The following is a 25,139-nucleotide window of genomic DNA, read 5'->3' on the forward strand; positions in this document are numbered from 1 at the left end:
ACGGTTACCTAGAATTTCCACCGCACAAAGGCCTCCATGGCTTCATACTCAGCGAGACCCAGGCGATTGTAAAGGCCGGCGGTAGCCCGGTTGCGCTCTTCGGCCCGTTGCCAGAACTCGCGGGAATCGGTACCCTGGTACACGACACCGTCTTTCTGCGACTGGTGCTTGAAGATACCCAGCCGCTTACGCATCACCTGGTCAGGCGACATCGGCACGGCCATTTCGATCTCGTGAATATCCCACTCCGCCCAGGCGCCCCGGTACAGCCATACCCAGCAGTCTTTCATGAAGTTCTTATGTTTGAGACGACGAACGGCTTCAATGATGGCGTCCAGGCAGACTTTATGGGTACCGTGCGGATCGGCCAGGTCACCGGCGGCATAGATCTGGTGCGGTTTTACCTCCTCAATCAGATTCATCACCACCTTAATGTCGTCCTCACTCAGAGGCTTCTTCTCTACCTTACCGGTCTCATAGAACGGCATATTGAGGAAGTGCGCGTTCTCCACCGGAATGCCTACAAAACGGCAGGTCGATTTTGCCTCACCCTTCCGAATCAGTCCTTTGATGTACCGCACATCGGCCGTATCCATCTCACTGTCCTTTTTGGTACGCAGGAACGCAGCTGCATCCCGGAAAATCCGGTTGGCCTCGGGGCTGTCAATCCCAAATTTCTCGTTGAAATCGACCACATAATCGGCGAAGCGCAGCGCTTCATCGTCGGCTACGGCGATGTTCCCAGAAGTTTGATAGGCAACGTGTACCTCATGACCCTGATCGACCACGCGCTGGAAGGTCCCGCCCATTGAGATAATGTCGTCGTCGGGGTGCGGACTGAAAATCAGGCAGCGCTTCTGCGCCGGCAAGGCCCGCTCCGGCCGGTTGGTATCGTCGGCGTTCGGCTTACCGCCCGGCCAGCCGGTGATGGTGTGCTGCAGCTGGTTGAAGACGTCGATGTTGATGTCGTAGGCCTGGCCATACTGCGCCAGCAGGTCACTTACCCCGTTGTCGTTGTAGTCGCGGTCGGTTAGTTTCAGGATCGGTTTACCCAGCGTCAGCGACAGGTGGGTTACCGCCTTCTTGATCATCTTGTTGTCCCACACCACCTGGTCGACCAGCCACGGCGTTTTCATCCGGGTCAGTTCCGAGGCTGCGGCTTCATCAATGACAAACAGCGCATTCGGGTGGGTTTGCAGGTACGATGCCGGATTATGTTCGGTTACGGTACCTTCCACAGCGCTCCGGATAACTGGTGCTTTGCGCTCACCCCATGCCAGCAGCACTACGCGCCGGGCCGCCAGAATAGAGGCTACCCCCATTGTAATCGCCTTGCGGGGTGTACGGGCGAGGCTGCCAAAATCCATCGACGCGGCCGCCCGCGTAGAGTGGTCAAGCATCATCAGGCGGGTATGCGAATTGATCAGCGAACCCGGTTCGTTGAAACCGATATGACCATTACCCCCAATACCCAGCAGCTGAAAATCCAGCCCGCCATACGACTCAATTTTGGATTCGTAGGCACGGCAGAAATCGGCCACTTTTTCAGGCCGGACGGTGCCGTCCGGTAAATTGTAATTTCCCTCCGGAATATCGACATGGTCGAACAACTGCTCCTTCATAAACAGGACATAGCTCTGCAGCGAGTCCGGTTCCATCGGGTAGTATTCGTCCAGGTTAAAGGTAACTACGTTGCGAAAACTCAGGCCCTCTTCGCGGTGCATCCGTACCAGTTCGGCGTATACGGTTTTCGGTGAAGAGCCGGTCGCCAGACCCAGCACACAGGGTTTACCCGCCCCCTGCTTTTCCCGGATCAGATCGGCAATTTCACGGGCTACAGCGCGGGACGCATCTTTGGCATCAGCGTAGATGTGTGTTGGTATTTTTTCATACGTAATGGCGGCCTGTACCGGTTCGCCAGCTACGCGGTTGGTCAGTCCCTCCGAAACAGGGCTGTCCAACCGGGAAGGTTCAGTAGTCATGAGATAAGGCGGAAAATGATGTATATAGTAAAGTTGAGAATTTTCAGGTAACCTACCGCAGCGTTTATATGAAATCTCAGCGTAAGGGCAATGAAAAGGACCTACTCCGGAGCCGCCGTGGCTTTTTCAATCGTAATACCAACGCTCAGCACATCGGGCAACGGGTTCTGCCGCATATACTGACTGATACGCATGGTATAGTCTCCCGAATGCGGAAACCGGTAGTTTCGCTTGATCAACACTTTATGATCAAAGATATCGCCTAAGCCATCGCCCCGGGGTTTGCCCGTTTTTGGGTCCATCAGAATCAGTTCATCCAGCCGCGACTCGATCAGCGTACCGCTGGCATCGGTCAGGTAACGCGTCAGATACAGGTTGTAATAAGGGTACGAAATGCTGTTGCGCAGATTGTAGTAGATATTGTAGGCCTGGGCCGTATCCGTAATGGTAAAGGTAAACGAGGGGGTCTCTTTTACATACCACTGTCCACCCTTAATGTCAGCATACTCTTTGTAAACTGTATTCTTGTCGCACCCTGTCAGTGCCAGCAGCACGACCAGCCAGAGTCCCTTCGTTTTCATACACGTATCTTTCTGCAAAATTACAAGGACTCTACAAAAAACCGCCATCCCTTCGAAAGACATGGCGGTTTCTGTTATTACCCTTTGGCCGGTTGAGCGGCCGGCGTTCCATTGGCTGGCCCGGCGGCTTTTCCTTTCGACTTCTTCTTTTTCTTTTTCGGCTTGGCAGCCGCGTACTTCTTATCCAGACGGTCCAGGTCGCTGTTGAGGGCGGCCAGTCCAACCGGCTCTTTCTTTTCCGCAACGGGTGTCAGCACCTCGAACGACTCCGGAACGACTCCGCGCTTGTTGAGTTCGATAATTTCCAGCACACGCGTAATCGGCAGTGGGTGCCAGGTACTTTCCGTGCTGTATCCAAACCACATAATCTTACGGAAAATGTCGGTTTTCTGGAGATAGGCATTTCCTTTCTGCGTCTGCAACGGCTTTTCAACCGTCGGTATATCCCGCAGCGCATCAATGTAGGTCTCCAGCTCGTAGTTCAGGCAGCACTTCAACCGACCGCACTGCCCCGACAGTTTGGCCGGATTCAGCGACAGGTTCTGGTACCGGGCTGCCGACGTTGTAATGTTCTTAAAATCCGTCAGCCAGGTCGAGCAGCACAGTTCGCGGCCGCAGGATCCGATACCCCCGAGCCGACCGGCCTCCTGCCGCAGACTGATCTGCCGCATCTCCACGCGGATCTTAAACTCAGCCGCCAGCAGCTTGATCAGTTCCCGGAAATCAACGCGCTCTTCCGACGAGTAGTAAAACGTCGCCTTCGTGTTGTCAGACTGGTATTCCACATCCGACAGTTTCATGTTCAGGTTCAGATCCCTGACGATCTCCCTAGCCCGGTACATCGTTGGCAGGTCGCGGGCGATGGTCTGCTCATGCTTTTCCAGGTCTTTAGGCGTCGCAATCCGGTGAATTACCTTCATGTCGTCGGTGGCCTGGAGGTTCTTCTTCCGAAGCTGCAACCGCACCAGTTCGCCCTGCATGGACACTGAACCCATATGGTACCCTGACTGCATCTCGACCACCACAAAGTCGCCGGTCGTCAGGTTCAGTTGGTGGACGTTCCGGTAATATTCTTTCCGGCCACCTTTAAATTTCACTTCCACCACGTCGAACCGCTGTGCCACCGGAACATCCATGTGACTCAGCCAGTCGAACGTATTCATTTTGTTGCATCCGCCGGTCCCGCATCCCCCGCTGCCACAGCCGGCTGTTGCCGTGCCGTTACTGGCTGTCCGGGTTCCGCATCCACCAGTCGTACAGGATTTGCAAGCCATGTTTCTGTTTAGTTTAAAGTTTGAGGTTTGAAGTTGAAAGGCTCTTAAGCAAAAACGCTCACCTCGGACAGCCGGGCGGCCCTGTTCAAACTACAAACGTCAAACTAGTCCTGATACCGGATCAGGTCAAGCCCGATATCTTTCCGGTAATACTTACCATCAAATTGCACCGTCCGGGCCGCTTCCTGCGACTTCCGAACGGCGTTTTCCAGGGAGTTAGTCAAAGCGGTAAGGGCCAGTACGCGCCCGCCATTGGTCAGCACATGGCCATTGGGGCCGGGGGCTGTACCGGCATGGAAGGCGGTTACCTGCTCCAGCTTGTCCAATTCCGTAATCACTTTGCCCTTCTCGTAGGCGTCCGGGTAACCACCCGACACCAGCACCGTCGTGACGGCGGTCTGGGGCGATACCTGTAGCTCTACTCTGTCGAGTTCACCATCGGCGGTGGCGGTCAGCAGTTCCACCAGATCATTCTGGATACGCGGCAGCACCACTTCCGTTTCGGGGTCACCCATCCGGGCATTATACTCAATAACGACGGGTTCGTCTTTCACGTTCATCAGGCCAATAAAGATGAAGCCCTGATACCGGATGCCTTCCTGCTGCAGGCCCAGCAGCGTGGGCTTGACGACCTTGTCTTCTACTTTTTGCAGGTATTTTCTGTTAGCAAACGTTACCGGCGAAACCGCGCCCATCCCCCCGGTATTAGGCCCCGTATCCTCTTCGCCGATGCGCTTGTAGTCTTTAGCCTCGGGCAGGATTTTGTAATTGACGCCATCGGTCAGCACAAAAACAGATAACTCGATTCCTCGTAAAAACTGCTCGATAACCACCTTGTTACCGGCTTCGCCGAATTTCTGCGCCGTCAGCATATCGCGCAGCGTGTCCCTGGCCTCCTGAACGGTGTTGGCAATGATTACCCCTTTGCCGGCCGCGAGTCCATCTGCTTTCAGGACAACCGGCAGTGAGTGGCTCTCCAGGTACGCCAATCCTTTAGCCAGGGTGTCGGCCGTGAACGTCTGCGACGAGGCCGTCGGGATACCGTACCTGACCATGAATTGCTTGGAGAAGTCTTTGCTGCCCTCCAGTTGCGCGCCCTGCTGATCGGGGCCAATAATGCGCAGGGCGCTCAGATCGGGCTGACTACGGAGGTAATTCACCACCCCTTTGACCAGCGGTTCTTCCGGGCCAACGAGCAGCAGATCAATCTGATACCGGCGAATAGCACCGGCTATGCCATCAAAATCATTGTAGCCGATTGGCAGATTGGTGGCGACCTGCGCCGTACCGGCATTACCCGGCGCCACAAACAAGCTATCACAAAGCGGACTCTGAGCCAGTTTCCACGCAAAGGCATGTTCTCTGCCCCCCGAACCCAATACGAGTATGTTCATTAATTCGCTACTTCCGATAAGAATTTGATCCGCATCAGGCGCAGTTCCTGCTCGGTGAAATCGTCACCGCCGAACTCGCGCATGGCTACGGCAATATTGTCGGTTTCGGCCGACATGAAATAATCGTAAATCTCATCCTGCCGGTCGCCGTCCATGATCTGATTGATGTAATAATCCAGATTCAGGCGGGTACCGGAGTAACAGATATGCTCGATTTCTTCGACCAGATCGTCCATCGACAGGTCTTTCGACTCGGCAATTTCCTCCAGATCGACTTTCCGGTCGATCTGCTGGATGATGTAAATCTTGACCTTCGACTTATTAACAGTTGATTTAACAACGACGTCTTTCGCCGTTTCGATATCGTTTTCCTCAACGTATTTGGAGATCAGGTCGATGAACGGCCGGCCGAATTTCTGCACCTTACCCATGCCCACCCCGTTGATCTGAGCCATCTCTTCACGGGTGCAGGGGTAGGTGGTCGCCATTTCTTCCAGCGACGGGTCCTGGAAAATAACGTACGGTGGCAGTCCTTTTTCCTTAGCTACCTTTTTCCGCAGCGCTTTCAGCAGACCCAGCAGTTCTTCGTCGTAGGCGCTGCCCGTGGTCGGGGCCATATCCTTATCGCCTTCTTCTTCACCATCGGCAATCTGCTGGTCGTAATTGTGGTCTTTCGACAGCGTTACCGGGTACGGGTCTTCGATATAGCGTTTGCCTTTTTCGGAAACCTTCAACACCCCATAGTTGTCGACATCCTTATCAATGTAGCCCAGTATCGTTAACTGGCGAAGTACCGAACACCAGTAATCGACGCTCTCGTTGTATTCGCGGCCTTTACCGTATACATCCAGTTTGTTGTGCTCATAGCTGGTAACGTACTGATTGTCGGTGGCGGTCAGCAGATCGGCAATATGGCTGGCATCGAAGCGTTCGTCGGTTTGCTCTACCGCCCGCAAGGCCAGGACCACTTCATCCTGCACCTTAAACCGTTCGGTCGGTTTAAGGCAGTTGTCGCAGAACCCGCAGTCCTTCTCCATGTACTCGCCGAAATAACTCAGCAACTGCCGGCGCCGGCACGTACCCAGGTTGGCGTACGACACCATTTCGGTGAGCAGGTGTCTGGCGTTATCCCGCTCCGTAACCGACTTATCTTTGTTGAATTTCTCCAACTTGACAATATCGTCGTAGCTGTAGAACATGATACAGTTGCCCTCCAGTCCGTCGCGGCCGGCCCGGCCGGTTTCCTGATAGTAGCCTTCCAGCGACTTCGGCGCGTCATAGTGGATCACAAACCGCACATCCGGCTTATCGATCCCCATCCCGAAAGCAATGGTGGCCACGATCACGTCGGCCTCTTCGTTCAGGAACGCATCCTGGTTGGCCATCCGGGTAGCGGGGTCCAGACCGGCATGGTACGGCAGAGCCTTAATATCGTTGACATTGAGCACTTCGGCGATCTCCTCCACCGTCTTCCGGCTCAGGCAGTACACAATCCCCGATTTGCCCTTGTTGTTCTTGATGTACTTAATGAGCTGCTTTTTGGCGTCGATCTTCGGCTTTACCTCATAGTACAGATTCTTCCGGTTGAACGACGTCTTGAAGATGTCGGCGTTCTCCATCTGCAGGTTCTTCTGAATATCCTGCTGTACTTTCGGCGTGGCCGTGGCCGTCAGCGCAATGACGGGCAGGTCACCAATGTTGTCGACAATACCCCGGATTTTGCGGTACTCCGGCCGGAAGTCGTGCCCCCATTCCGAGATACAGTGGGCCTCGTCGATGGCCACGAACGAAATGTTCGCCCGCTTCAGAAAATCAAGGTTTTCCTCTTTGGTCAGCGATTCGGGCGCAATGTACAGCAGCTTCAGCGTGCCGTTCAGGGTGTCTTTTTTCACCTTGTTCATCTCGGCCTTGGTCAATGTCGAGTTCAGGAACTGGGCATTGATACCAAAGGCATTGAGCTGATCTACCTGATTTTTCATCAGGGCAATCAGGGGCGAAATCACCACGGCCGTACCGTGGGTTACCAGCGCCGGCAACTGATAACAAAGGGACTTACCGGCCCCTGTCGGCATAATAACAAAGGTGTTCCGACTGGCCAGAATACTATTGATAATGGCTTCCTGATCTCCTCTGAACTGACTATACCCAAAAATTTCTTTTAGCCGCTCCTTCAGGGTAACGTGTACCACTTGGTCTACCTGCATCATTCTATATTCGTACAGAAGGTTACTAAAATCTCTGTTGACTGTATCTTTGCTAAATTAAAGTTAGCGAATTTACAACGCAAACCTTTCGCCAAAGCGAATTCTCCGTTGAAAGTAATAAAAAAAAATCCTCAGTTAATTGCCCGCCAGGTAATGATGGCCGAAGCGGAAGCCATCCGGGCCGCCGTCGACCTGATCGATGAACAGTTCGACGCCTGTGTCGAAGCCATCCTGAAAACGACCGGCCGGGTCGTCGTTACCGGCGTCGGCAAAAGTGCGCTGATCGGCCAGAAAATCGTGGCGACGCTCAACTCCACCGGCACCCCGGCCCTGTTTATGCACGCAGCCGACGCTATCCACGGCGACCTCGGCATGATCCAGACCGACGATGTGGTCATCTGCCTTTCCAAGAGTGGTAATACCGCAGAGATCAAGGTGTTATTACCGCTACTACGTCGCGCCGGTGTCCGGCTCATCGCGCTGGTCAGCGATACCAGCTCCTACCTGGCCCGGCACGCCGACTTTGTGCTGCATGGCTACTGCGAACGTGAAGCCGACCCGCTGAACCTGGCTCCTACCACCAGCACCACCGTAGCACTGGCGCTGGGCGATGCCCTGGCCGTAAGCCTGCTCGAAGCCCGTGGGTTTACCCGTCAGGACTTTGCCCGATACCACCCCGGTGGCTCCCTCGGCAAAAAGCTGTACCTGAAAGTTAGCGATATTTACCCGCACAACCAAGTGCCACAGGTTCCTGCACGGGCGACTATACACGAAGTTATCCTGGAAATGACCTCCAAACGGCTGGGCGCGACCGCCGTAGTTGATGAGGAAAATTTACTGGCGGGCATCATTACCGACGGCGACCTGCGCCGGATGCTGAACCAGCACGAGCAGTACGCCCACCTCTGCGCCCACGACATCATGACGCCCTCCCCCGTTTGCGTCTGTCCCGACGACTATGCCGTCACGGCCTTACAGATCATGCAGGAGCGTAACATCACCCAGTTAATTGTGGCCGATGAACGACGGATAAAGGGGTTTGTGCATCTGCACGATTTGCTGAAGGAGGGGCTGGTTTGAATTGATGAGTGATTGAATGATTGAATATAAGCGCGGCAACTCATTCAATCATTCTATAATTCAATCACTCAATCATTCAACCATTCCTACCGGAACCGATCGGAATCCCTTACCAGCTTCTCATCCCGGCGGATGAAGCGGTTGGCGAGCATATTGAAGATCAGGGCCGCAATGAGGGCGTAGAAACCGGTGTGGTAATTGCCCTGGTCCTCGGTCAGGCCATAGGTCTTGCCCTTGTAGAGCGTGGTGTACAGCACAATGGCCATCATACCGGTCATCAGGAGGGCGTTGACAGCGCAGAGCCCCATCTGTTGCAGGCGGTTGCGGTACCGGAAGATGGCAATCAGGGCAATGACGGCAACGAGCCCGGCCAAACCGGCCAGGTACCACATCGGGGTAATGTAGGTGGTGATACCCTGCTGGTAGGAGTACTGCAGAGCGCTTAACTGCGCGGTTTCGGTGGAGCGGGTGCCAACCTTATCCCAGATGGGAAACGACAAAAATGCGCCCATTGCGAGCACAATCAGAAACAAAAATATGGTTTGAATGCGTTGAATCATGGTAAGCTGTTTTCGGGTGCGAAGATAACCCAAAAGCGAGGAATATGAAAACAGACAGTCGAATCGTGGTCACGGCCGATGGGTCGCATTCGGTGTACCATCCGGTGTTTGCGCAGCATTACCACTCCATTTTTGGCGCGTGGCAGGAATCGCAGCGGGTGTTTATTGAACTGGGGCTGGAGGAAGCGTTCCGGCGGTTCGACGACGATCTGTTCGTCTTTGAAATGGGCTTCGGCACCGGCCTGAACGCCCTGCTCACCGCCCGCGAAGCCGGAACCCGGCAGCGACCCGTATTCTACACCGCCGTGGAGGCTTACCCGCTGCCGATGGCCGACGCGCAGCAACTTAATTTTGACACCCTGCTGGGCACTAATTACCTCTCGCTACTACACGAAGCACCCTGGGACGGGCTGACGGAGATTCACTCTTACTTTACGCTCACCAAACGGCAGGGCCTCCTGCAGGATATAGCCACCGGCGACACCCTACCCGGTCGCTTTCACCTGGTCTATTACGATGCCTTTGCGCCCGAAGCCCAGCCGGAATTGTGGACGGAGGACATCTTCAAACAAATAGCCGCCCTGCTACGCCCCGGCGGCCTGCTGGTCACCTACTGCTCGAAAGGCTATGTGCAACGCAACCTGAAAGCAGCCGGATTTTCCGTTGAGAAACACCCCGGCCCGGCGAGGAAGCGGGAGGTGCTGCGGGCGGTGCTTAAGTGACCTGTTGAATGATTGAATAATAGAATTGTTGAGTGTGCCGATTATTCAATCATTCTAACATTCAATCATTCAGATATTTTGCAAATCTCACCAGATTACAGGAAAGCAGTAACCAGCCTCGCCACCCGCTCCAGCCCAGCCACATCAACCTCGCTGAAGTCGTTGAGCTTGTCGCTGTCTACGTCCAGCACCATCGCTACCTCGCCGTTGCGATCGAAGATGGGTACAACCACTTCTGATTTGGACAGGGAACTACAGGCGATATGGCCGGGGAACTGCTCGACATCGGGTACCAGAATGGTTTCCCTGCGGGTGTAGGCAGCGCCACAAACGCCCTTATCGAAGTTGATACGGGTGCAGGCAATGGGTCCCTGAAACGGCCCCAGCACCAGTTGCCCTTCTTTTTTGAGGTAAAAACCTACCCAGAAAAACCCGAACGCTTCCTTGAGAGCCGCCGTAATGTTGGCCAGATTGGCCGTCAGGTCGGTTTCGCCTTCAATGAGAGCAGCAATCTGGGGTAATAAGGTTTCGTAAATCTCTCTGCGGTTGGTAGTTTGAGGGAGAATGAGCGTTTCTGCCATAGGTTACAATAGACTAAAGTGATGCTGCCCGTGAACGCGGGGCTGTGCTAACCATCCGGTAACAAAAATAGCCGCTAAATTGTGCCCATTGACCCAACCCGAACCGGATACAAAAAACTTATGATGGATTAGGAAAGGTATCCGTTTATTGTTTTATTTTGCTTTATTAAAAAAGTATTAGGACGGGCTATTATATTTATAGATCAGGTAGGCGTACAAACGGAAATTTTGAATATGAGAAATAATTACTTTTTATATATCAAGTTGATACTATTTACTCTGCTTTTGAGTAGTAGCATGAGAGGATATAGTCAAGCAACCTGTATTCTTCAAACTGGTGGAACTGAAAAACAAAACCCTGTTCTATGGTCTAATAGAGATGCTTGGAGTTGTTCAGGCCCCAGCGGTTCACTTGGTAGTGCCCCACCTCCAGGTTTGGATTTTGTTGGAACTATAATTATAAACACCGGTTGGGTTGAGATTGATAAAGATGTAACCATTAATGGACAAGTTAGAATAGTAGTAAACGGAAGTGCAAAACTTGCTTGGAATCAAAATACGGACTTAATATTAAAAGATAATAACTCATATGTAGAAGTTGCTCCAGGTGGAGAATTAATTAGTGGCAGTGCTAATTCAGAACTTATTATCGGAACAGGAACTATATGTGATGAGACTTATCGTGCGCCTTGGAATGGTTCCAATGTAATTAATGGTTATGCTTTTTACACAGCAGCTAGACGGCCTGACTGCTCTACTGTAGTTCTTCCCGTGGAACTCACCCACTTCAGTGGCAAAGCCTTTGGCAACTCGGTTCAGCTTTTCTGGGAAACGGCCTGGGAACGTAATGCCGACCGGTTTGTGGTGGAGCGCAGTCGGGATTTAAAAGAGTTTATTCCGGTGGGCGATCCTGTAAAGTCAGTGGGTGATACCGAAAACCGTAACCGGTACACCTTTGTTGATAAGCATCCTTTCCCCGGCGCCAACTACTACCGCCTGCGGCAGATTGACAAAGACGGTACCACCGACCTTTCTAAAGTTATCTCGGTCGTGGTCAATGCCGATCAGGAAGCTATGCTGGCCTATCAGTCAGCGGAGAATGGTGATATTCGGGTGCTGCTCAACGCCATTGACGCCAAAGGCATGAAGCTGCACAACCTCTCCGGTCAGCCCGTGTCGGCCCAGGCCATTCACCTCGCCGATACCGAGTGGGTGATCCGGCCGGCGTCTCCGCTGGTGCCGGGTGTTTACCTGATCTCCATTGATTCCGAAACCGGCCTAAAGCGGCTGAAGTTTTTCGCCCAGTAAACGGCCGGGGCCTGCTCGTCCGCGTTTGTAACGCGAGTCGGGCGAGGTTCGCATTTGTAATGCGATTTTGACGTCCAACGCCGTGCGTTACAAACGCACTTCTCGCCCGTCTCGCGTTACAAACGCGGACGAGCGGGAGCTCAGGCCGGCTTACGCATCCAGCCAGTCTTTGAAGGTGCTTACCTTTTCCTTACTGATAAATACCTCTTCGCGCGGGTCGGGCTGGAGTTCGAGCTTTAGCTTGCTGCTGGAGTACGTATGAATGTTTCTGATGCACGACATGGCGATCAGGAACTGGCGGTTGGCCCGGAAGAAGTCAGCCGGATTCAGCATACTCGTCAGTTTGTCCAGGCTATAATCAATGGGTAGCCGCTGGTTGTCTTTCGTCACCAGAAACGTAATCTTCTCCTCGCTGTAGAAATACGCTACCTCCGACGTTTCAATGGTACGCAGCCGGGTACCGACGGTAATCAGGAACCGGCTTTTGTACTCCTGCTGCGGCCGGCCAATTACCTGCCGCAGCGCATCCAGGTCGGTCTGCGAAAACTGCCGCTTCATGGACTGGTACTTCTGCATGGCCGCCGACAGTCCCTCAAAGCTGACCGGCTTCAGCAGGTAGTCAATACTATTGACCCGAAAGGCTTTGATCATGTATTCGTCAAAGGCCGTGGTAAAGATGACCGGCACCGACAGGGAGACTTGCTCGAAAATCCGGAAGCACAGGTCATCCTCCAGGTGAATATCCATAAAAATCAGGTCCGGCTCCTTATGGGTTTTCAGCCACTGCACCGTGTCCTGCACCGACGGTAACTGCGCCAGCACATTGATCTCGGGGTCGTATTTCCGCAGCAGACCCCGGAGCCGGTCGGCGGTCAGGTCTTCGTCTTCAATGATGATAACGTTCATAACTTAAGCAGAAGGATTGACCGGCAGTTCGAAGGCAAACGTGGCCCCCTTGCCGGCATGGTTTTCATACCAGATATCACCTTGTAACAGATGCACTAATTTTTTGGCAATCGCCAGCCCCAGCCCGTTGGAACTTTCGCCCGCCGTGGGCCGGGTCGACAGGCGCGAAAATTTGCGAAAAAGCTTATCAGCCTCGTCCAGCGGTATACCGGTGCCTTCATCCTGCACCCGGATAATCAGCGACTCTTCAGCCCGCGTTACGTCGATGCTGACACTCGCCCCAACCGGCGAGTACTTGATAGCGTTGGAGACCAGATTATCCAGTACCTGCGATACCGCGTTTTCGTCTGTCCGGATAGCCGTTGGTCCTCCGGGCCAGTTTATGGTAACCGATAGCCGCTTCTGCCGCAGGGCTTCTTCGTAGAGCTGCACCACCCGGTTGATTTGCTCCAGCAGGTCCACCGGTTCAAAATGCATCAGAATCCTGCCCGATTCAATCGAGTGAATACTCAGGAAGTTAGTGATCAGGCTGAGCATTTTATCGGCACACCGCAAGACCTGCGCCGTGTGCTGTACCGCTTCGTCGGGATTGGCCAGAATCGACCGGGCTTCGTGCTGAAGGTTGTAGAGCGGATTCTTCAGATCATGCGTCACCATCTGCATCAGCTCGTTCTTTTCGTCGTTCAGCTTTTTCAGTTCGCGGTTTTTCAACCGGATTTCGAGGTTGCTGCGCTCTATCTCACGGGCATCGGTTTCGGCTTTCTCTTTAGCCTGCCGCAGGACCTCCTCAAACTCCTTACGCTCGGTTATATCCCGGATATTAGTTAACAACCCACCAACGGCCTCGTTATCAAACTGGTTCGACGCGTATGTCTCCACGTAACGCATTACGCCGTTTTCATCAATGGTCCGGTATTCAGCCTTTACTTCCGGAATTTCGCCGGAAACAATTTTATGGAAGGCTTCGGTAACGCGGGGTCTGTCTTCGGGATGAACCCACCAGAGTAACTCATCGGATTGATTAATTACCTCGACCGGGTAAATGGTAGGTTTGCTGGTAAACAGCAGCTTGCCGTTTTTATCAAAAATCTGAATAAAATCCGCAATGTTGGCAATCATAGCCCGGAACCGTTCGGCATTGCGCTCAATCTGGGCTTCCAGCTCTTTGCGATCCGAAATGTCCCGGAAGTTCAGGATAATACCCTGAATAAGCGGGTTCTCCAGCTGGTTGGAAGCCGTAGCCTCAATCCAGCGCCAGGTACCGTTCTTGTGCAGGAACCGGAACGAAAACACGATCGGCGTGGCGCAGCAACTAGTAACAAAATCAAAAAACGTTTTGCGTACCCGATCGCGGTCGTCGGGGTGGTGCAGCAGGTATTGGCTGCGCGACAACAACTCCTCGGGCTGATAACCCAGCACCCTCACCACCGACGGACTGACGTATCGCTCAATACCGTCTTTGTCGGAGATGATAATTACATCCGAACTGTGCTCAATGAGCGCCCGAAAGTTGGTGAGCTGCGACTGTAGCGCTGAGTCTAAAGGCATGGAAACATCATAAGATATGGCTGGCATACAAGTAATTCGCTGTTACGGTGGTGAGTTCGCTTCTCTCACCCAGTAAAGATACCTCATTTGCCTGCTTGGTTGTGCTGTTTTCAGGCTGTTTGTTTACTTCAGAGGGTATCCTGGCCCGACAACGGAATGTTCACCGTAAAACAATCGGCTTCGGGCAGCACCTGTACCAGCCGGCCGGTCAGCTGCGCGTACCGGTGCTGAATGCCGGCCAGGCCGTGCCCCCTGCCACCGTCGGGCCGGCTGCGAATCTGGCGGTTATTACACACCGACAGGCAGGAGCCCTGTTCCAGCGCACAGAGGCAGATATCGATCACCAGCGGGTCGGCAGCCGACATGCGGTTATGCCGGATCGCGTTCTCGATGAGTAATTGCAGCGTAAACGGCAGCAGCGTGTAATGCTGCCAGGCAGGTGCCGTCGGGATATTCACTTTAAACCTACGCCCAAAGCGCACTTCGAGCAGAAAGGCGTACGAGCGGGCAAAGTCAAGTTCCTCTTCCAGCGTTACGCGCTCAGTGTCCCGGTGTTCGAGCAGGTAGCGGTATACCCTGGCCAGCTGGTCAATGAACTGCTCCGCCAGGTCCGGGTCTCTGCGCACCAGCGCGGACAGCACGCTGAGGCTATTGAACAGAAAATGGGGACTTATCTGGTCTTTCAGCGCCGTAAACTGCGCCTGATAGTGATGACTGGGTAAGGACGGTATGGGGTTCATCGACCGGAGCTTCACATGTTTTCCTATGCAAGCTACGCCGGATGACTCCGCCACCGAAATAAAGTCTGCCGAAACCGCCTTTTCAACCGAAGAACCGGGAAAAGGAGCGACGAACCACCAAGGTATACAAACAAAAAACCGGGGTGCTGGCCCCGGTCTCTGTAAGGTTTATGTGTGGATAGTAGTGTAGTAATGCAATGGTTAGCTTTTTACATCGCCCAGCACCAGCCGGATGCCTTTGCCTACCAGGGTTTGCTTATGGGCATCGGCCCGCTGGCAGGAGTGGCGGTTTGAATGCGGGATAAAGCCCCGGTTACTGAACAACGATGGTTTGCAGGCAGCGGCACTTTTCAGAGCAATGACAGACTCCATCTGGGTTGACAATCCCATTGTCAGACTTTGTCCTCCCGTCAGTTTACCGATGATCATCAGCGCGATTACCATGATTGTTTTCATAATCTTTACTGGTTCGTGTGGATTATAGGTCAAAGGTATAGCTAACCGGAGCCGGACGAAACTAAAAAACGATGAATTGGCAAAAAAGGGGGAGGAAACGGGTAAACCAGCCGCTCAATTGATTCCGAAGGTTACGCTATTTTTTGTTACTTAGGGACTCCCATCTCAATGTCCCGACCAAAAAGTGTATGAAAACGTCCTGTGTCCTTCCTGCTCTGTGCTACCGACTCCTGCTCCTGGCAAGCTTTACCAGCTGGGGAATGCCCCTCTTTGCCCAATCATCAGCACCGTATACCTGGCCGGATGGCAAACGGGTAGCCGTCAGCCTCAGTTTTGACGATGCCCGGCTGAGTAATGTCGATGTAGGCACTCCGCTGCTGGACCAGTACGGAGTTAAGGCCACCTTCTTTGTTGTACCGGACGCCGTAAAGCAGCGGCTCGACGGCTGGAAAAAAGCCGTGGCTAGCGGGCACGAAATCGGCAATCACTCTGTCGCCCACCCGTGCAGCGGCAATTTTCCCTGGGCGCGGCAGAAGGCGCTGGAGCATTATACCCTGGATCAGATGCGCAGCGAACTCCTGGACGCCAATAAGCAGGTGCAGGCTTTGCTGGGCGTGAAGCCGGAGGTATATGCCTATCCGTGCGGACAAACCTTTGTTGGGCGGGGCCGCGACACCAAAAGCTACGTACCCATTGTAGCCGACCTGTTCCGGGCGGGCCGGGGCTGGCTCGACGAAGGGCCGAACGACCCTGCCTTTTGTGACATGGCCCAGCTATATGGCATGGAGATGGACGGTAAAGACTTTGGGCAGATCCTGGCCGTTCTGGAGAAAGCCAGAGAAGCCGGCCACTGGGTAGTGCTGGCCGGCCACGAGATTGGTGAGTCCGGCAATCAAACCACCCGTGTTGCCATGCTGAAGCAGCTATGCGAGTATGCGAATAACCCGGCCAACGGCGTTTGGCTGGCCCCCATCGGCACGGTAGCCGCCTATATTCAGAAAAAAACGCCGGACAGTAGACGTTAGACAAAAGGAAGGAGCCGTTGCTGGGTGTCAGGCCGCCGGCGCGCTGACTTTTCGGCGGCTTTGACGGTTTTGCCTGTGTACTACCAGCCCGAAGCCTATACCCTGCAAAGACCAGACGAGGTGCAGTACGGCAGCCGCGACATCCTCGTCAATCTGCAGATAGACGTAATCCAGACCCGCCCGACTGGTGGGCCGGTCGGCCGAGGGTTCCGGCATGGCGTCCGCAGCCGGAAGCCCGGTGGTCCAGGCCGAATAGAGCAGCGGACCATGAATGGCCAGCAGCAGGACCGTAACCAGCTTCAGCAGATACCCTCTCAGGACGTTTCGGCTCCGGCCGACTACCACCAGCAAACTCAGTAGCAGCAGGGTTGTGGACGCGATGAACGAGAACGGGTAATGCAAAACCAGGAATACCGCTGCCGGTAAGCGGTAGGGGACGATGACGTAAGCGAACAGGTGCCTGACATAATCGAAGTAGAGGGCCGGTGCCAATTGCCGGCTTAGCAGTACCGCCAGATTAAAGCCGGCATAGAGCAGCAGAACGCCGTAAAACCACCAGCTTACGCGGCTGGTGCCGCCAACACTCACAGACAACCGGAAAACGAGCAGACTATAGGCCACATAGACCAGCAGATCGGCATCCGGAACATAGAGCCGGTAGGTGGGTGCCCATCCCTGCCCGTATACCAGCACCGGCATCAGGATCTGCCAGGCGCCCAGACCACTAAATAGCAACAGAAACAAACACCTGAGCTGCCGACCGTGCCAGTACTGATACAGGGCATACAAGGCTACGGCTAACAAACTAGTCAGCGCAATGCCGGAAGCGATATCAATCATTAGAATTCAAGCGGCCACTAACTTTTCATCGAGAAAAGTCCCAGCAGGCTTAACGTCGCCAGCACCGACAACAGCTTGCCCAGATCCGTTATTGAGGAAACTACCGGGGCAACTGACTGATCGGGCAATATATGGTGGGCAAACGTAACGTGCTGGATAATAAACAAACAACCCGCGAAGATACCGATCAGCACCCAGCGCAGTACTTCTCTATGCAACTTTTTCATAATCTTCAGAATAAAGGTATGGATAACACAAAAGAAACGCTGGCTGCCGAAAAACGGTATAGCTTATTAGCAAACGGTTACACTGTTAGGCACCGGTTATTTACCCTTAGTCGTATAATTCACCCGCCGGGTAAACAACACCGGCCCCAAAAAAAATTATACTATTACTTGTTAACTTTGGCAACCATCGACATACCGGGTTACCACTATGTGCAGAAAACTTTCAGGCCATTCACTGCTTCTGTGTCTGCTAATCGAATTAGCCGGTTGTGCGGCCTTAACCGACTCCCAGCGCAAATCCGTGGCGAACTACGCTAAACTCACCCAGGCGTACACCCAATACCCCAGCGAAGTTGCCAGAACGTATGTTGCGCTTAATTATGAAGTGGCTACACTGCTCATTCCGGTGAACCAGCCGGTCGTGACCAATATCCATACGGACCTGGTCAATACCTTCGCTACATTTGAGCAGGGTAACCAAAACTCGCAGCGGGTAGATGATGCCATCAATATACTACGGCAGTACGCCAAAGCCCTGGAGGCCTTGTCGTCGGCCGACCTGCCTGGCGTCTTCGGTAAAAACGCCGAACTCTTTGGCAAATCCGTTGATAATGCCGTCACCTTCTATAACAAAACCCACCAGCCGACTACCGCGCTGCCCATCGGATTTGGGAAATTAGCCGCCGATGCCATCTCGCTGGCTGGCCGGCGCTACATCAACCACAAACAGGCTGCGGCACTCCGCAACTATATGGCGAAGGGTGAGGAACTGATCAAACTACTCAACCAGGACAGTCAGCGGGCGTTTACAGACCTGGAGAACCGGTGGCAGCAGCAAAAGCGGTTAATGGCGGCCTCCCATACCACCCTGCTACAAAAAGTACATGAAGACGCAGGTGGCCAGGCCGCCCGCAATTACTACACCTACCAGATCAACAAAGATATGCGGACGCTGATCGAACGGTCGGCTGCGTTTGACAAGCTGCTGACCAAAACCGCTCAGGCAATGGGTAATGTGTACAAAGCCCACGAAAGTGTGTTGAAGGACATTCAGCAGAAGCGTCCCTGGCACGATCGAATTGCCGATGTGCAGAATTTGTACGAAGACCTGACCGCGCTGGAGGCACAACACGAGAAACTCACCCGTCCAGCCACCCACTAAAATGACCAACAATCCCTTTGCGCTAAAGGCACGCGACCTGATTACGGACGTGCTGATCGACATAACGGTACTGCTGGGCTCGACGCCAAACAACGACCCGAACTTCCGGACCATCCAGGCTACTCAGCGGGAGTTGTCACAGCTCAATTTCCAGATCGTCGTCGACGACATCAACCAGATGGCCGCCACCATCAACCAGCACAACGACGAACTGAAAAAGCTAACCAGCCAGATCCAACAAACCACCGCCAGTCTCGAAGGTCTGGCCAAACGGCTTGAACAGGTATCGAAGGTTGTTGAGTTTTTGGTGAGCGTCGGCGGCCAGGCAGCCGCCCTGGGTTTGGTATGATGGTGAAAGCCCGTTTATTGTAAGATTGGCTACCTGGAACAAAAAAGCTGTAACCCTTACTGAGTTACAGCTTCTGATTAGATACCGGGAGCGGGAATCGAACCCGCACGACCTTTTACGGATCACAGGATTTTAAGTCCTGCGCGTCTACCTATTCCGCCATCCCGGCTTAGTCCATAAAAGGCTGTCTATAAGACATTTAGACGCATTCTTAAACAGAAGCTAATTTCCGTTCTATTCACTCGTTACCTCAGCGCGGTGGGTCAGAATCAGAAAAAAGTCCTTTGTTTCACTAATGTTTCACTAAAATCTGCTGTTTACCGAGCTGCGAAGTGGCTGATAACGAGCCATGAAAGCACTAGTAAGCTTCTCTCCTATTCACTCCGGCATCTCGTTTCGACTGGAGTTAGGGAATCAACCAAAGCGCAACGGCGATTACGCTATCCTGCTTCGGATAACCGAAAATCGACGCCTGAAAAGGATATTTACTGGACTCACCGTCAAAATTGAGCACTGGGATGCCAAACGCGAAGAGGTTAAAAGAAAGGACAGCAACTACATTCAGAAGAACACAAGACTACAGGAGATACTATCTCAGGTTAATCGCTTTCAACAGGATATACCTAACCTGACATCGGAGGATTTGATTAAAACTCTCCGGGGGGAGAAAGTCACACGCCAAGAACCTGAACTCTTTGACTATGCCTACAACTGCTATCTGAAAGGAAAACCGTTTAACACGATAAAGAGCACAACTAGCATACTGAACAAGGTTAAGGCGTTTACCGGAAAAGAAGAACTACTGTTTTCTAATCTCAACCTTGATTTTGTCAGCCGATTTGAAGTTCATCTCCGTCGGGAGTATAAGAACAACGATACTACAGTTGACATCAATCTGTCTAAGTTAAAAGCCATTTTCAATCACGCAGTACGGCATCAGATTGTAAGCTACGACATCAACCCCTTCAGAATATACCGAATAAAAGAGGGTAAACCTAATAAGCTACGACTGACGGAAGAGGAAGTAGAGCAGTTTGCAAAGGTTAACCTTCCTACTCACTCACTACTATGGCACACTCGGAACTATTGGATGTTTGCCTTCTACTCAGCGGGTATCCGTTTCAGCGATGTAGCCTGTATGTCTTGGAAAAATATTCTTGAAAAACCAGATGGAAGCATTTACGTCAGTTACGACATGCAGAAGACGGGTAAATACCATACGGTGCGGTTGCCAAAGCGTGCCATTGAGATTTTGAACCATTATCGGTATCCGAAACAGAATGGTCAAAGTGCTTTCGTTTTTCCCATCCTCAATACTGGTAGGGACTTGAGTGACGAACGCACCCTGAAAATTGAGATTTCATGTAAGAACGCCCTCATTAACAAATACCTCAAAAAGATATGCGAATTAGCCCAGATAGATAAGAAAGTTTCCTTCCATACAGCCCGACACTCATTTGCCGACATCGGTCGCCAGAAGGCCAGTCTTTATGACATCTCGAAGCTTCTGGGTCATACCCGACTCGCTATAACAGAACAGTACTTCGCTCAGAAGGACGAGAACGCCATGACGAAAGCAATGGTAACCATCTTTCCGGATGAATAAACCTCAGCATCTAAAACCTCCAACACCTACCTTACGCCTCATAGGTTTTATTAGCAGGAAGTCTTTGGTTCGAATCCCTACAGGTCCGCATTGATTACCAGCCACTTAGCAGCAATGTTGAGTGGTTTTTTTATTGAGGTTGCAAAACATTTTTGGTGATTGCAGAAGTAGTGGAATTGGAAAGGTGTCAACCGCTCCACTGCAACAAAATAAAATGTTTTTCTGACAGTCATTTTTGTCACTTTCGTCATTTTCTTATTGCTGTATAAGCACAGACGTCTAAATTAAGGGCTCGGTACTATCCCGATTCCCTTTGGCTGTATGCAGTTAGACCCGCTGTTTTACCTACAAAATGTGAGCTTTGCACCTGAGAGAGTAGACCAGAGATTCCCTCATGCTCGCCGTATCTTAACTGGCGGAGTTTTCATAAGCCACAGTGGCATTGATAGTATTTTTATTCAACGAAACATCATACAGGTGCTTAGTGACCGTTTTAACGATGGCATTTTCTTTCAGAACAAAGGATTTGGTGGCAGAGAAGAATATATACAGCTTGTACAAGCAGCCCTTCATTATTGTAATAAATTCATTCTTGTTCTCTCAAAGAACAGTATCGGTAATCCTTGGGTGTATGCAGAGGTTGATTGGGTAATGGTACACCAAAGACCTATAATTTGCTGTCTAATGGATAGCTCCGACCCTGCTTTGCTACATAGGCAACTTGCTGACTACTCATTAAACAGCTCGAACTACTTTAAAGCAGTTGACTTTCAGGAGGATATAGGACTAGCCCAAATCAGATTAGGAGCTTTTGTAGATGAACTGCTACAGAAACCTCCATCTTCTCGGACACCTGTGGATGGCACTGAAATCTAAGGTTTGAATAACATCAACTAAATTGCCTCAAGAAATAAAGTGTTTTTAAAGCGTCATTTTTGTCACTTTCGTCATCTTCCAGCTTAGACATTCTTCTATTGGTAGAGCTGGATTTAGGTAGTTAATAATCAGAAGGCGGTGAACTGGTCGGCTCAGGTGGATACGGTAGGTATGGTACACGCATCAGAGATGGATTCACTCGCTAACTACCAATGCGACAATAACCCGTTTGCTGTTCAGAATCGGAAGGAGAATATGGCACTAACCAAGCCGTGTCCAACCTGCCCATGGCAGGAAATCAAAAAAACGCGCTCAACCGCCGTAATAGTCCCAGAGCCGAGTCCAGATAACCCGGTATCGAGTGACATAGGAGAAAAAGACAACCATGCCCCACCTGTGGCGATTAAGGCAGAACGTTATCATAAAGACATTGAGGATACTATCAGTTAGTAAGCGCAGAACGACTAATACTACTAGATACTGACTCAATAAAAAAGCTCCGGTTAAAAAGCACCGGAGCTTTTTTCACTAAATTGCGATTTTAGTTTTTGTCCAATAAAGAGCTGCATGCAATCTTCCGCGACCAGAGTATCGATGTATACTATTAATCGAATTTAAACTAACACGCGGGTTCGACTAATTTTGACTTAAAGATCTATCTACCAGCTAGATATAGAACCCTTAAGAAAACAAAACCATTTATCGCAGTATAATTACAAACAGCAAACTAACTGATGACGAGGGAAGAAGAAATCATCAAGGTTCATGGGAATGGAACACATGTAGTTATATTAGGAGCCGGAGCATCTTATGCCTCTACTCTTAGGAACCCTGAAAAGAACGGCAAGAAACTTCCTCTAATGAGAAATATTGTCGATATAGTAGGGTTACAAGATATTGTCAAAGAGCTACCGGAAGATATAAGAGCTTTTAAGGAAGACTTTGAGAAGCTTTACAGTAGTTTATGTAAACAAGGAAAGTATTCTTGGGCTACAACGGAGATTGAATTGCGAATTTACAATTACTTTAAAGAACTGGAATTACCTGATGAACCGACTATATATGATTATTTGGTCTTATCACTTAGACGTGGAAAGGATGTAATTGCCACTTTTAACTGGGATCCATTTCTATATCAAGCATATGTTAGAAATAGTGAGCTTGTTGATAGCCCCGGAATTCTTTTTCTACATGGAACGGTGGCATTAGGATATGACGCAGAAGAAGGGAGAGCTGGGCCAGTAGGCTATTTTTCAAAGAACACTTATAATGAATTTCTACCGATTAAACTTCTCTATCCGGTTGATAATAAAGACTACAATTCTGATCCATACATTAAAGGCCAATGGGACGGGCTTGCAAATAGGCTCAATGTAGCCGAACGTGTAACTATCTTTGGCTATAGTGCTCCTATTACTGATGTTGAAGCAATAGAGCTTCTACAAAAGGCTTGGGGTACACCAGAGCGAAGAAACATGGAGGAGTTTGAATTAATAGATATTCGTCCACAAGCTGAAGTCAGAAAATCTTGGAAAACGTTTATACATTCGCATCATTACGGCTACGGAAATAATTTCTTTGAGAGCTCTCTTGCTAACCACCCCCGAAGAAGTGTCGAGAGTTATCACCATTGGGCAATGCCACTTACTCCTAGTGAAGCATTTCAAGAGGGCAACCCTGTACCACAAAGTTTTAGACATTTACATGAAATGTGGGAATGGTATAGGCCATTAGTTGAAGCAGAAGATGAATTTTATAAGGCAAAGCCATGAAGATTTAGGCAGTAGACGTGGGAAGCTCGTTGAACAATAATGAAGTAGTAGAATGTTATGATGAAAATTCAGCACAAGCAAACAGAGGAAATTAAGAGATGTTTCAAGACATACTTGGGAAACCTCACCTGAATATCAGAATTTGAGAAGATTGTGGAAAGTCCTCGATGAAGGTGACCCTGTTACTTTGATTTGGATAGAAGATACAGGTGAGCACAAAGAATTAGGGCTATACGATAGAGACCATGCTATTCGCATGATTAAAAGGGATAGTACCAAGTGCTATATTAAAGAAGATGATAGTGAAAGCCAACCCACCATAGACAGAGAGTCTGAACTAATAAATCAAATCTTAAAGGACGGACAAGAGCGATGGATAACACCTACTAGGTCTACTCCAAAGGATTATCAACAGGCTATTCAGAAAGCAAAGCGTTATGGATTACTCAAGGCCGTTAGTAAAGACTCTTTTGAGGTAACGGAAGAAGGACAAAAAGCTTTTGACTTAGGTGGTTTTGATAGATGGAAAGAGATTTGGGATCATAGTAGCCAGTCGCGCTACGATTCAATAATTATCGGAGGCAATGTAGTAATCGGCAACAATAACTCAGATGTGACTCAAGGACACAATTTAAGTAAGTCATCTCCAATAAACACAGTTACACAACAATCCCAACACAGCGAAAAGTCGATCAAAAAGTCAGAGCACAGTGCTTGGGATAAGATTAAGTACATTTCAGTGATTGTTGGTGGATTAAGTGCCTTAATTGTTGGTTTGGCTAAAGTGTTTGGCTGGTGGTAATCAAAAATTTATACTTTAGAAGACAGCTAGCTAATTCGGTCATTTAGAATTATAGATTAACTTTAAAATACTATTATGAAAATTTCAGTTCAGGGCAGCAATGATTCTCATAATGTACAATTTTATTTAACAGAATTGCCAGATAGATGTCCCTATTGCCATAAATCTATCAGGCCAACGCCTTTATATGGATTTCTTTATAACCAAAGATGGGCAGTTTTGATGAATTGTCCAGACAAGGACTGCCGTGAATCATTTATTGCTTACTACCGCTCACTAGGGAACCAATTTACAGAGTATGAATTTCTAACAACTGTAGGTAAACTTCGAGGGCGAGATTTTTCTGATGAAATTGCAAAAATTTCTTCAGGCTTTATAAAAATATATAATGAAGCCTACGCTGCCGAACAACAGGGCCTTACTGAGATTTGTGGTGTAGGATATAGAAAGGCTTTAGAATTCTTGATAAAAGATTATGCGATAAAAAAGCATCCAACCGAAAAAGATAAAATAGAAAAAAAGCTGCTTGCTCCATGTATAGGTGATTATGTTAGTGATGATAGGATAAAGTCAGTAGCTAAACGCGCAGTATGGTTAGGAAATGATGAGACGCACTATATTAGAAAATGGGAAGGCAAGAATATAGCTGACCTTAAGAAGCTTATCGACTTAACCCTTCATTGGATTGAAGCAGAAGTGTTAACTGAGTCATTCTCTGACGAAATGCCTGATTGACATTTTCCTGTTGCAAGAGCTTTTAGCTTGCCTCTTGAGATTGCCACATTCTTAATGTAACAAATAAGCGAGTTTTGTGCCCTCCCACTGTAGAACCCGCTTTCACTTTAGCTAAGAGGTCAATGCAAAGGTGATTTTTCTATTCGCTATATTACTCTCGTATATAGTTAAGTGAGAGCGAACAAAGAAGCTTATTGAGTGAATTATCACAGTAGTTATTTTGCGCTTAATCTCATAAATAAGTAAAAACTGCCTCCTTCCACCCTGTAAATAGAACCACTGACAAATACTCTACCTCACTATCTTCATGTGTTGTGAAAAAAAAAGTCTGCGCCAGCAATCGTAATTACTATAAATTAAACTTTATCACTTTGAGGTGAGTTTCCTTTAAACCTTCATGCTTTCGATT

General features: G+C 50.4%; 24 protein-coding genes and 1 tRNA gene. 11 read left to right on the top strand and 14 right to left on the bottom strand.

Annotated features, from left to right (window positions below):
- Positions 1 to 8: 8 nt before the first annotated feature.
- The 5 genes from nagB to recQ all read right to left on the bottom strand — a co-directional run bounded on the left by nagB (position 9) and on the right by recQ (position 7,438).
- A complete protein-coding gene (gene nagB, locus ABD949_RS03295; protein WP_345240519.1) occupies positions 9 to 1,982 on the bottom strand; it encodes a glucosamine-6-phosphate deaminase in 1,974 nt (657 codons plus the stop codon).
- Positions 1,983 to 2,083: 101 nt separating this feature from the next.
- Complete coding sequence (locus ABD949_RS03300) at positions 2,084 to 2,563, bottom strand: gliding motility lipoprotein GldH (protein WP_345240521.1); 480 nt, start codon at positions 2,561 to 2,563, stop codon at positions 2,084 to 2,086.
- A 77-nt stretch (positions 2,564 to 2,640) separates the two neighbouring features.
- Positions 2,641 to 3,726 (bottom strand): PSP1 domain-containing protein, encoded by a 1,086-nt coding sequence (locus ABD949_RS03305; RefSeq protein ID WP_345240523.1) that lies wholly within the window; start codon positions 3,724 to 3,726, stop codon positions 2,641 to 2,643.
- A gap of 215 nt (positions 3,727 to 3,941) precedes the next feature.
- A complete protein-coding gene (gene purD, locus ABD949_RS03310) occupies positions 3,942 to 5,231 on the bottom strand; it encodes a phosphoribosylamine--glycine ligase (protein ID WP_345240525.1) in 1,290 nt (429 codons plus the stop codon).
- Positions 5,231 to 7,438 (bottom strand): DNA helicase RecQ, encoded by a 2,208-nt coding sequence (gene recQ, locus ABD949_RS03315; protein ID WP_345240527.1) that lies wholly within the window; start codon positions 7,436 to 7,438, stop codon positions 5,231 to 5,233. Before recQ ends, purD begins: the two co-directional genes overlap by 1 nt.
- Positions 7,439 to 7,543: 105 nt before the next feature.
- On the opposite strand from recQ, the gene ABD949_RS03320 reads away from it, so the two are divergent.
- Entirely contained in the window at positions 7,544 to 8,515 is a 972-nt protein-coding gene (locus ABD949_RS03320) for a KpsF/GutQ family sugar-phosphate isomerase (protein WP_345240529.1), read from the top strand.
- An 86-nt stretch (positions 8,516 to 8,601) separates the two neighbouring features.
- Here ABD949_RS03320 and ABD949_RS03325 read toward each other — a convergent pair whose 3' ends face one another.
- Positions 8,602 to 9,075: a DUF4293 domain-containing protein gene (locus tag ABD949_RS03325; protein WP_345240532.1), complete on the bottom strand. Its 474-nt coding sequence runs from the start codon at positions 9,073 to 9,075 to the stop codon at positions 8,602 to 8,604.
- Between the two features lie 44 nt (positions 9,076 to 9,119).
- Between ABD949_RS03325 and mnmC2 the strand changes: the two genes are divergently transcribed.
- Positions 9,120 to 9,797: a tRNA (5-methylaminomethyl-2-thiouridine)(34)-methyltransferase MnmC2 gene (gene mnmC2 / locus ABD949_RS03330; protein WP_345240533.1), complete on the top strand. Its 678-nt coding sequence runs from the start codon at positions 9,120 to 9,122 to the stop codon at positions 9,795 to 9,797.
- Between the two features lie 95 nt (positions 9,798 to 9,892).
- On the opposite strand, the gene ABD949_RS03335 is transcribed toward mnmC2, so the two are convergent.
- A complete protein-coding gene (locus tag ABD949_RS03335) occupies positions 9,893 to 10,378 on the bottom strand; it encodes a GAF domain-containing protein (RefSeq protein ID WP_345240534.1) in 486 nt (161 codons plus the stop codon).
- A gap of 771 nt (positions 10,379 to 11,149) precedes the next feature.
- On the opposite strand from ABD949_RS03335, the gene ABD949_RS03340 reads away from it, so the two are divergent.
- Entirely contained in the window at positions 11,150 to 11,686 is a 537-nt protein-coding gene (locus ABD949_RS03340) for a T9SS type A sorting domain-containing protein (protein ID WP_345240536.1), read from the top strand.
- A gap of 150 nt (positions 11,687 to 11,836) precedes the next feature.
- Here ABD949_RS03340 and ABD949_RS03345 read toward each other — a convergent pair whose 3' ends face one another.
- The 4 genes from ABD949_RS03345 to ABD949_RS03360 form a co-directional block, all read right to left on the bottom strand.
- Entirely contained in the window at positions 11,837 to 12,592 is a 756-nt protein-coding gene (locus ABD949_RS03345; RefSeq protein WP_345240537.1) for a LytR/AlgR family response regulator transcription factor, read from the bottom strand.
- A 3-nt stretch (positions 12,593 to 12,595) separates the two neighbouring features.
- Positions 12,596 to 14,167: a sensor histidine kinase gene (locus ABD949_RS03350; RefSeq protein ID WP_345240539.1), complete on the bottom strand. Its 1,572-nt coding sequence runs from the start codon at positions 14,165 to 14,167 to the stop codon at positions 12,596 to 12,598.
- 101 nt (positions 14,168 to 14,268) lie between these two features.
- Positions 14,269 to 14,895 carry a sensor histidine kinase gene (locus ABD949_RS03355; protein WP_345240541.1) on the bottom strand — a complete coding sequence of 209 codons (627 nt, stop codon included), beginning with the start codon at positions 14,893 to 14,895 and terminating at the stop codon, positions 14,269 to 14,271.
- Positions 14,896 to 15,081: 186 nt separating this feature from the next.
- Positions 15,082 to 15,336, bottom strand: a complete 255-nt coding sequence (locus ABD949_RS03360) for a hypothetical protein (protein WP_345240543.1) — start codon at positions 15,334 to 15,336, stop codon at positions 15,082 to 15,084.
- A 188-nt stretch (positions 15,337 to 15,524) separates the two neighbouring features.
- Between ABD949_RS03360 and ABD949_RS03365 the strand changes: the two genes are divergently transcribed.
- Complete coding sequence (locus tag ABD949_RS03365) at positions 15,525 to 16,361, top strand: polysaccharide deacetylase family protein (RefSeq protein WP_345240545.1); 837 nt, start codon at positions 15,525 to 15,527, stop codon at positions 16,359 to 16,361.
- Between the two features lie 27 nt (positions 16,362 to 16,388).
- Here the strand turns inward: ABD949_RS03365 and ABD949_RS03370 are convergent, their stop codons facing one another.
- On the bottom strand, positions 16,389 to 17,201 hold the full coding sequence (locus ABD949_RS03370) for a hypothetical protein (RefSeq protein WP_345240547.1): 813 nt from the start codon (positions 17,199 to 17,201) through the stop codon (positions 16,389 to 16,391).
- Positions 17,202 to 17,218: 17 nt separating this feature from the next.
- Positions 17,219 to 17,428, bottom strand: coding sequence for a hypothetical protein (locus ABD949_RS03375; protein ID WP_345240549.1), 210 nt, complete (start codon positions 17,426 to 17,428; stop codon positions 17,219 to 17,221).
- Positions 17,429 to 17,636: 208 nt separating this feature from the next.
- Here ABD949_RS03375 and ABD949_RS03380 point away from each other — a divergent pair, with 208 nt between their 5' ends.
- Together ABD949_RS03380 and ABD949_RS03385 are read left to right on the top strand one after the other, a co-directional pair.
- Complete coding sequence (locus ABD949_RS03380) at positions 17,637 to 18,590, top strand: hypothetical protein (RefSeq protein ID WP_345240551.1); 954 nt, start codon at positions 17,637 to 17,639, stop codon at positions 18,588 to 18,590.
- A 1-nt stretch (position 18,591) separates the two neighbouring features.
- On the top strand, positions 18,592 to 18,939 hold the full coding sequence (locus ABD949_RS03385) for a hypothetical protein (RefSeq protein ID WP_345240554.1): 348 nt from the start codon (positions 18,592 to 18,594) through the stop codon (positions 18,937 to 18,939).
- 82 nt (positions 18,940 to 19,021) lie between these two features.
- Here the strand turns inward: ABD949_RS03385 and ABD949_RS03390 are convergent.
- Positions 19,022 to 19,108, bottom strand: a tRNA-Leu gene (locus tag ABD949_RS03390).
- A 180-nt stretch (positions 19,109 to 19,288) separates the two neighbouring features.
- On the opposite strand from ABD949_RS03390, the gene ABD949_RS03395 reads away from it, so the two are divergent.
- The 5 genes from ABD949_RS03395 to ABD949_RS03415 all read left to right on the top strand — a co-directional run bounded on the left by ABD949_RS03395 (position 19,289) and on the right by ABD949_RS03415 (position 24,730).
- Positions 19,289 to 20,545, top strand: coding sequence for a tyrosine-type recombinase/integrase (locus tag ABD949_RS03395; protein WP_345240556.1), 1,257 nt, complete (start codon positions 19,289 to 19,291; stop codon positions 20,543 to 20,545).
- A gap of 321 nt (positions 20,546 to 20,866) precedes the next feature.
- Positions 20,867 to 21,421 carry a toll/interleukin-1 receptor domain-containing protein gene (locus tag ABD949_RS03400; RefSeq protein ID WP_345240559.1) on the top strand — a complete coding sequence of 185 codons (555 nt, stop codon included), beginning with the start codon at positions 20,867 to 20,869 and terminating at the stop codon, positions 21,419 to 21,421.
- A 734-nt stretch (positions 21,422 to 22,155) separates the two neighbouring features.
- Positions 22,156 to 23,193, top strand: coding sequence for a hypothetical protein (locus tag ABD949_RS03405; protein ID WP_345240560.1), 1,038 nt, complete (start codon positions 22,156 to 22,158; stop codon positions 23,191 to 23,193).
- 151 nt (positions 23,194 to 23,344) lie between these two features.
- Positions 23,345 to 23,995 carry a hypothetical protein gene (locus ABD949_RS03410; RefSeq protein WP_345240562.1) on the top strand — a complete coding sequence of 217 codons (651 nt, stop codon included), beginning with the start codon at positions 23,345 to 23,347 and terminating at the stop codon, positions 23,993 to 23,995.
- A gap of 75 nt (positions 23,996 to 24,070) precedes the next feature.
- The gene (locus ABD949_RS03415) at positions 24,071 to 24,730 is read left to right on the top strand and encodes a DUF4145 domain-containing protein (protein ID WP_345240564.1); all 660 of its coding nucleotides are present in this window, start codon (positions 24,071 to 24,073) and stop codon (positions 24,728 to 24,730) included.
- Positions 24,731 to 25,139 lie beyond the last annotated feature (409 nt).

Source organism: Nibrella saemangeumensis (genome assembly GCF_039541915.1).
GTDB classification, from domain to species: domain Bacteria; phylum Bacteroidota; class Bacteroidia; order Cytophagales; family Spirosomataceae; genus Nibrella; species Nibrella saemangeumensis.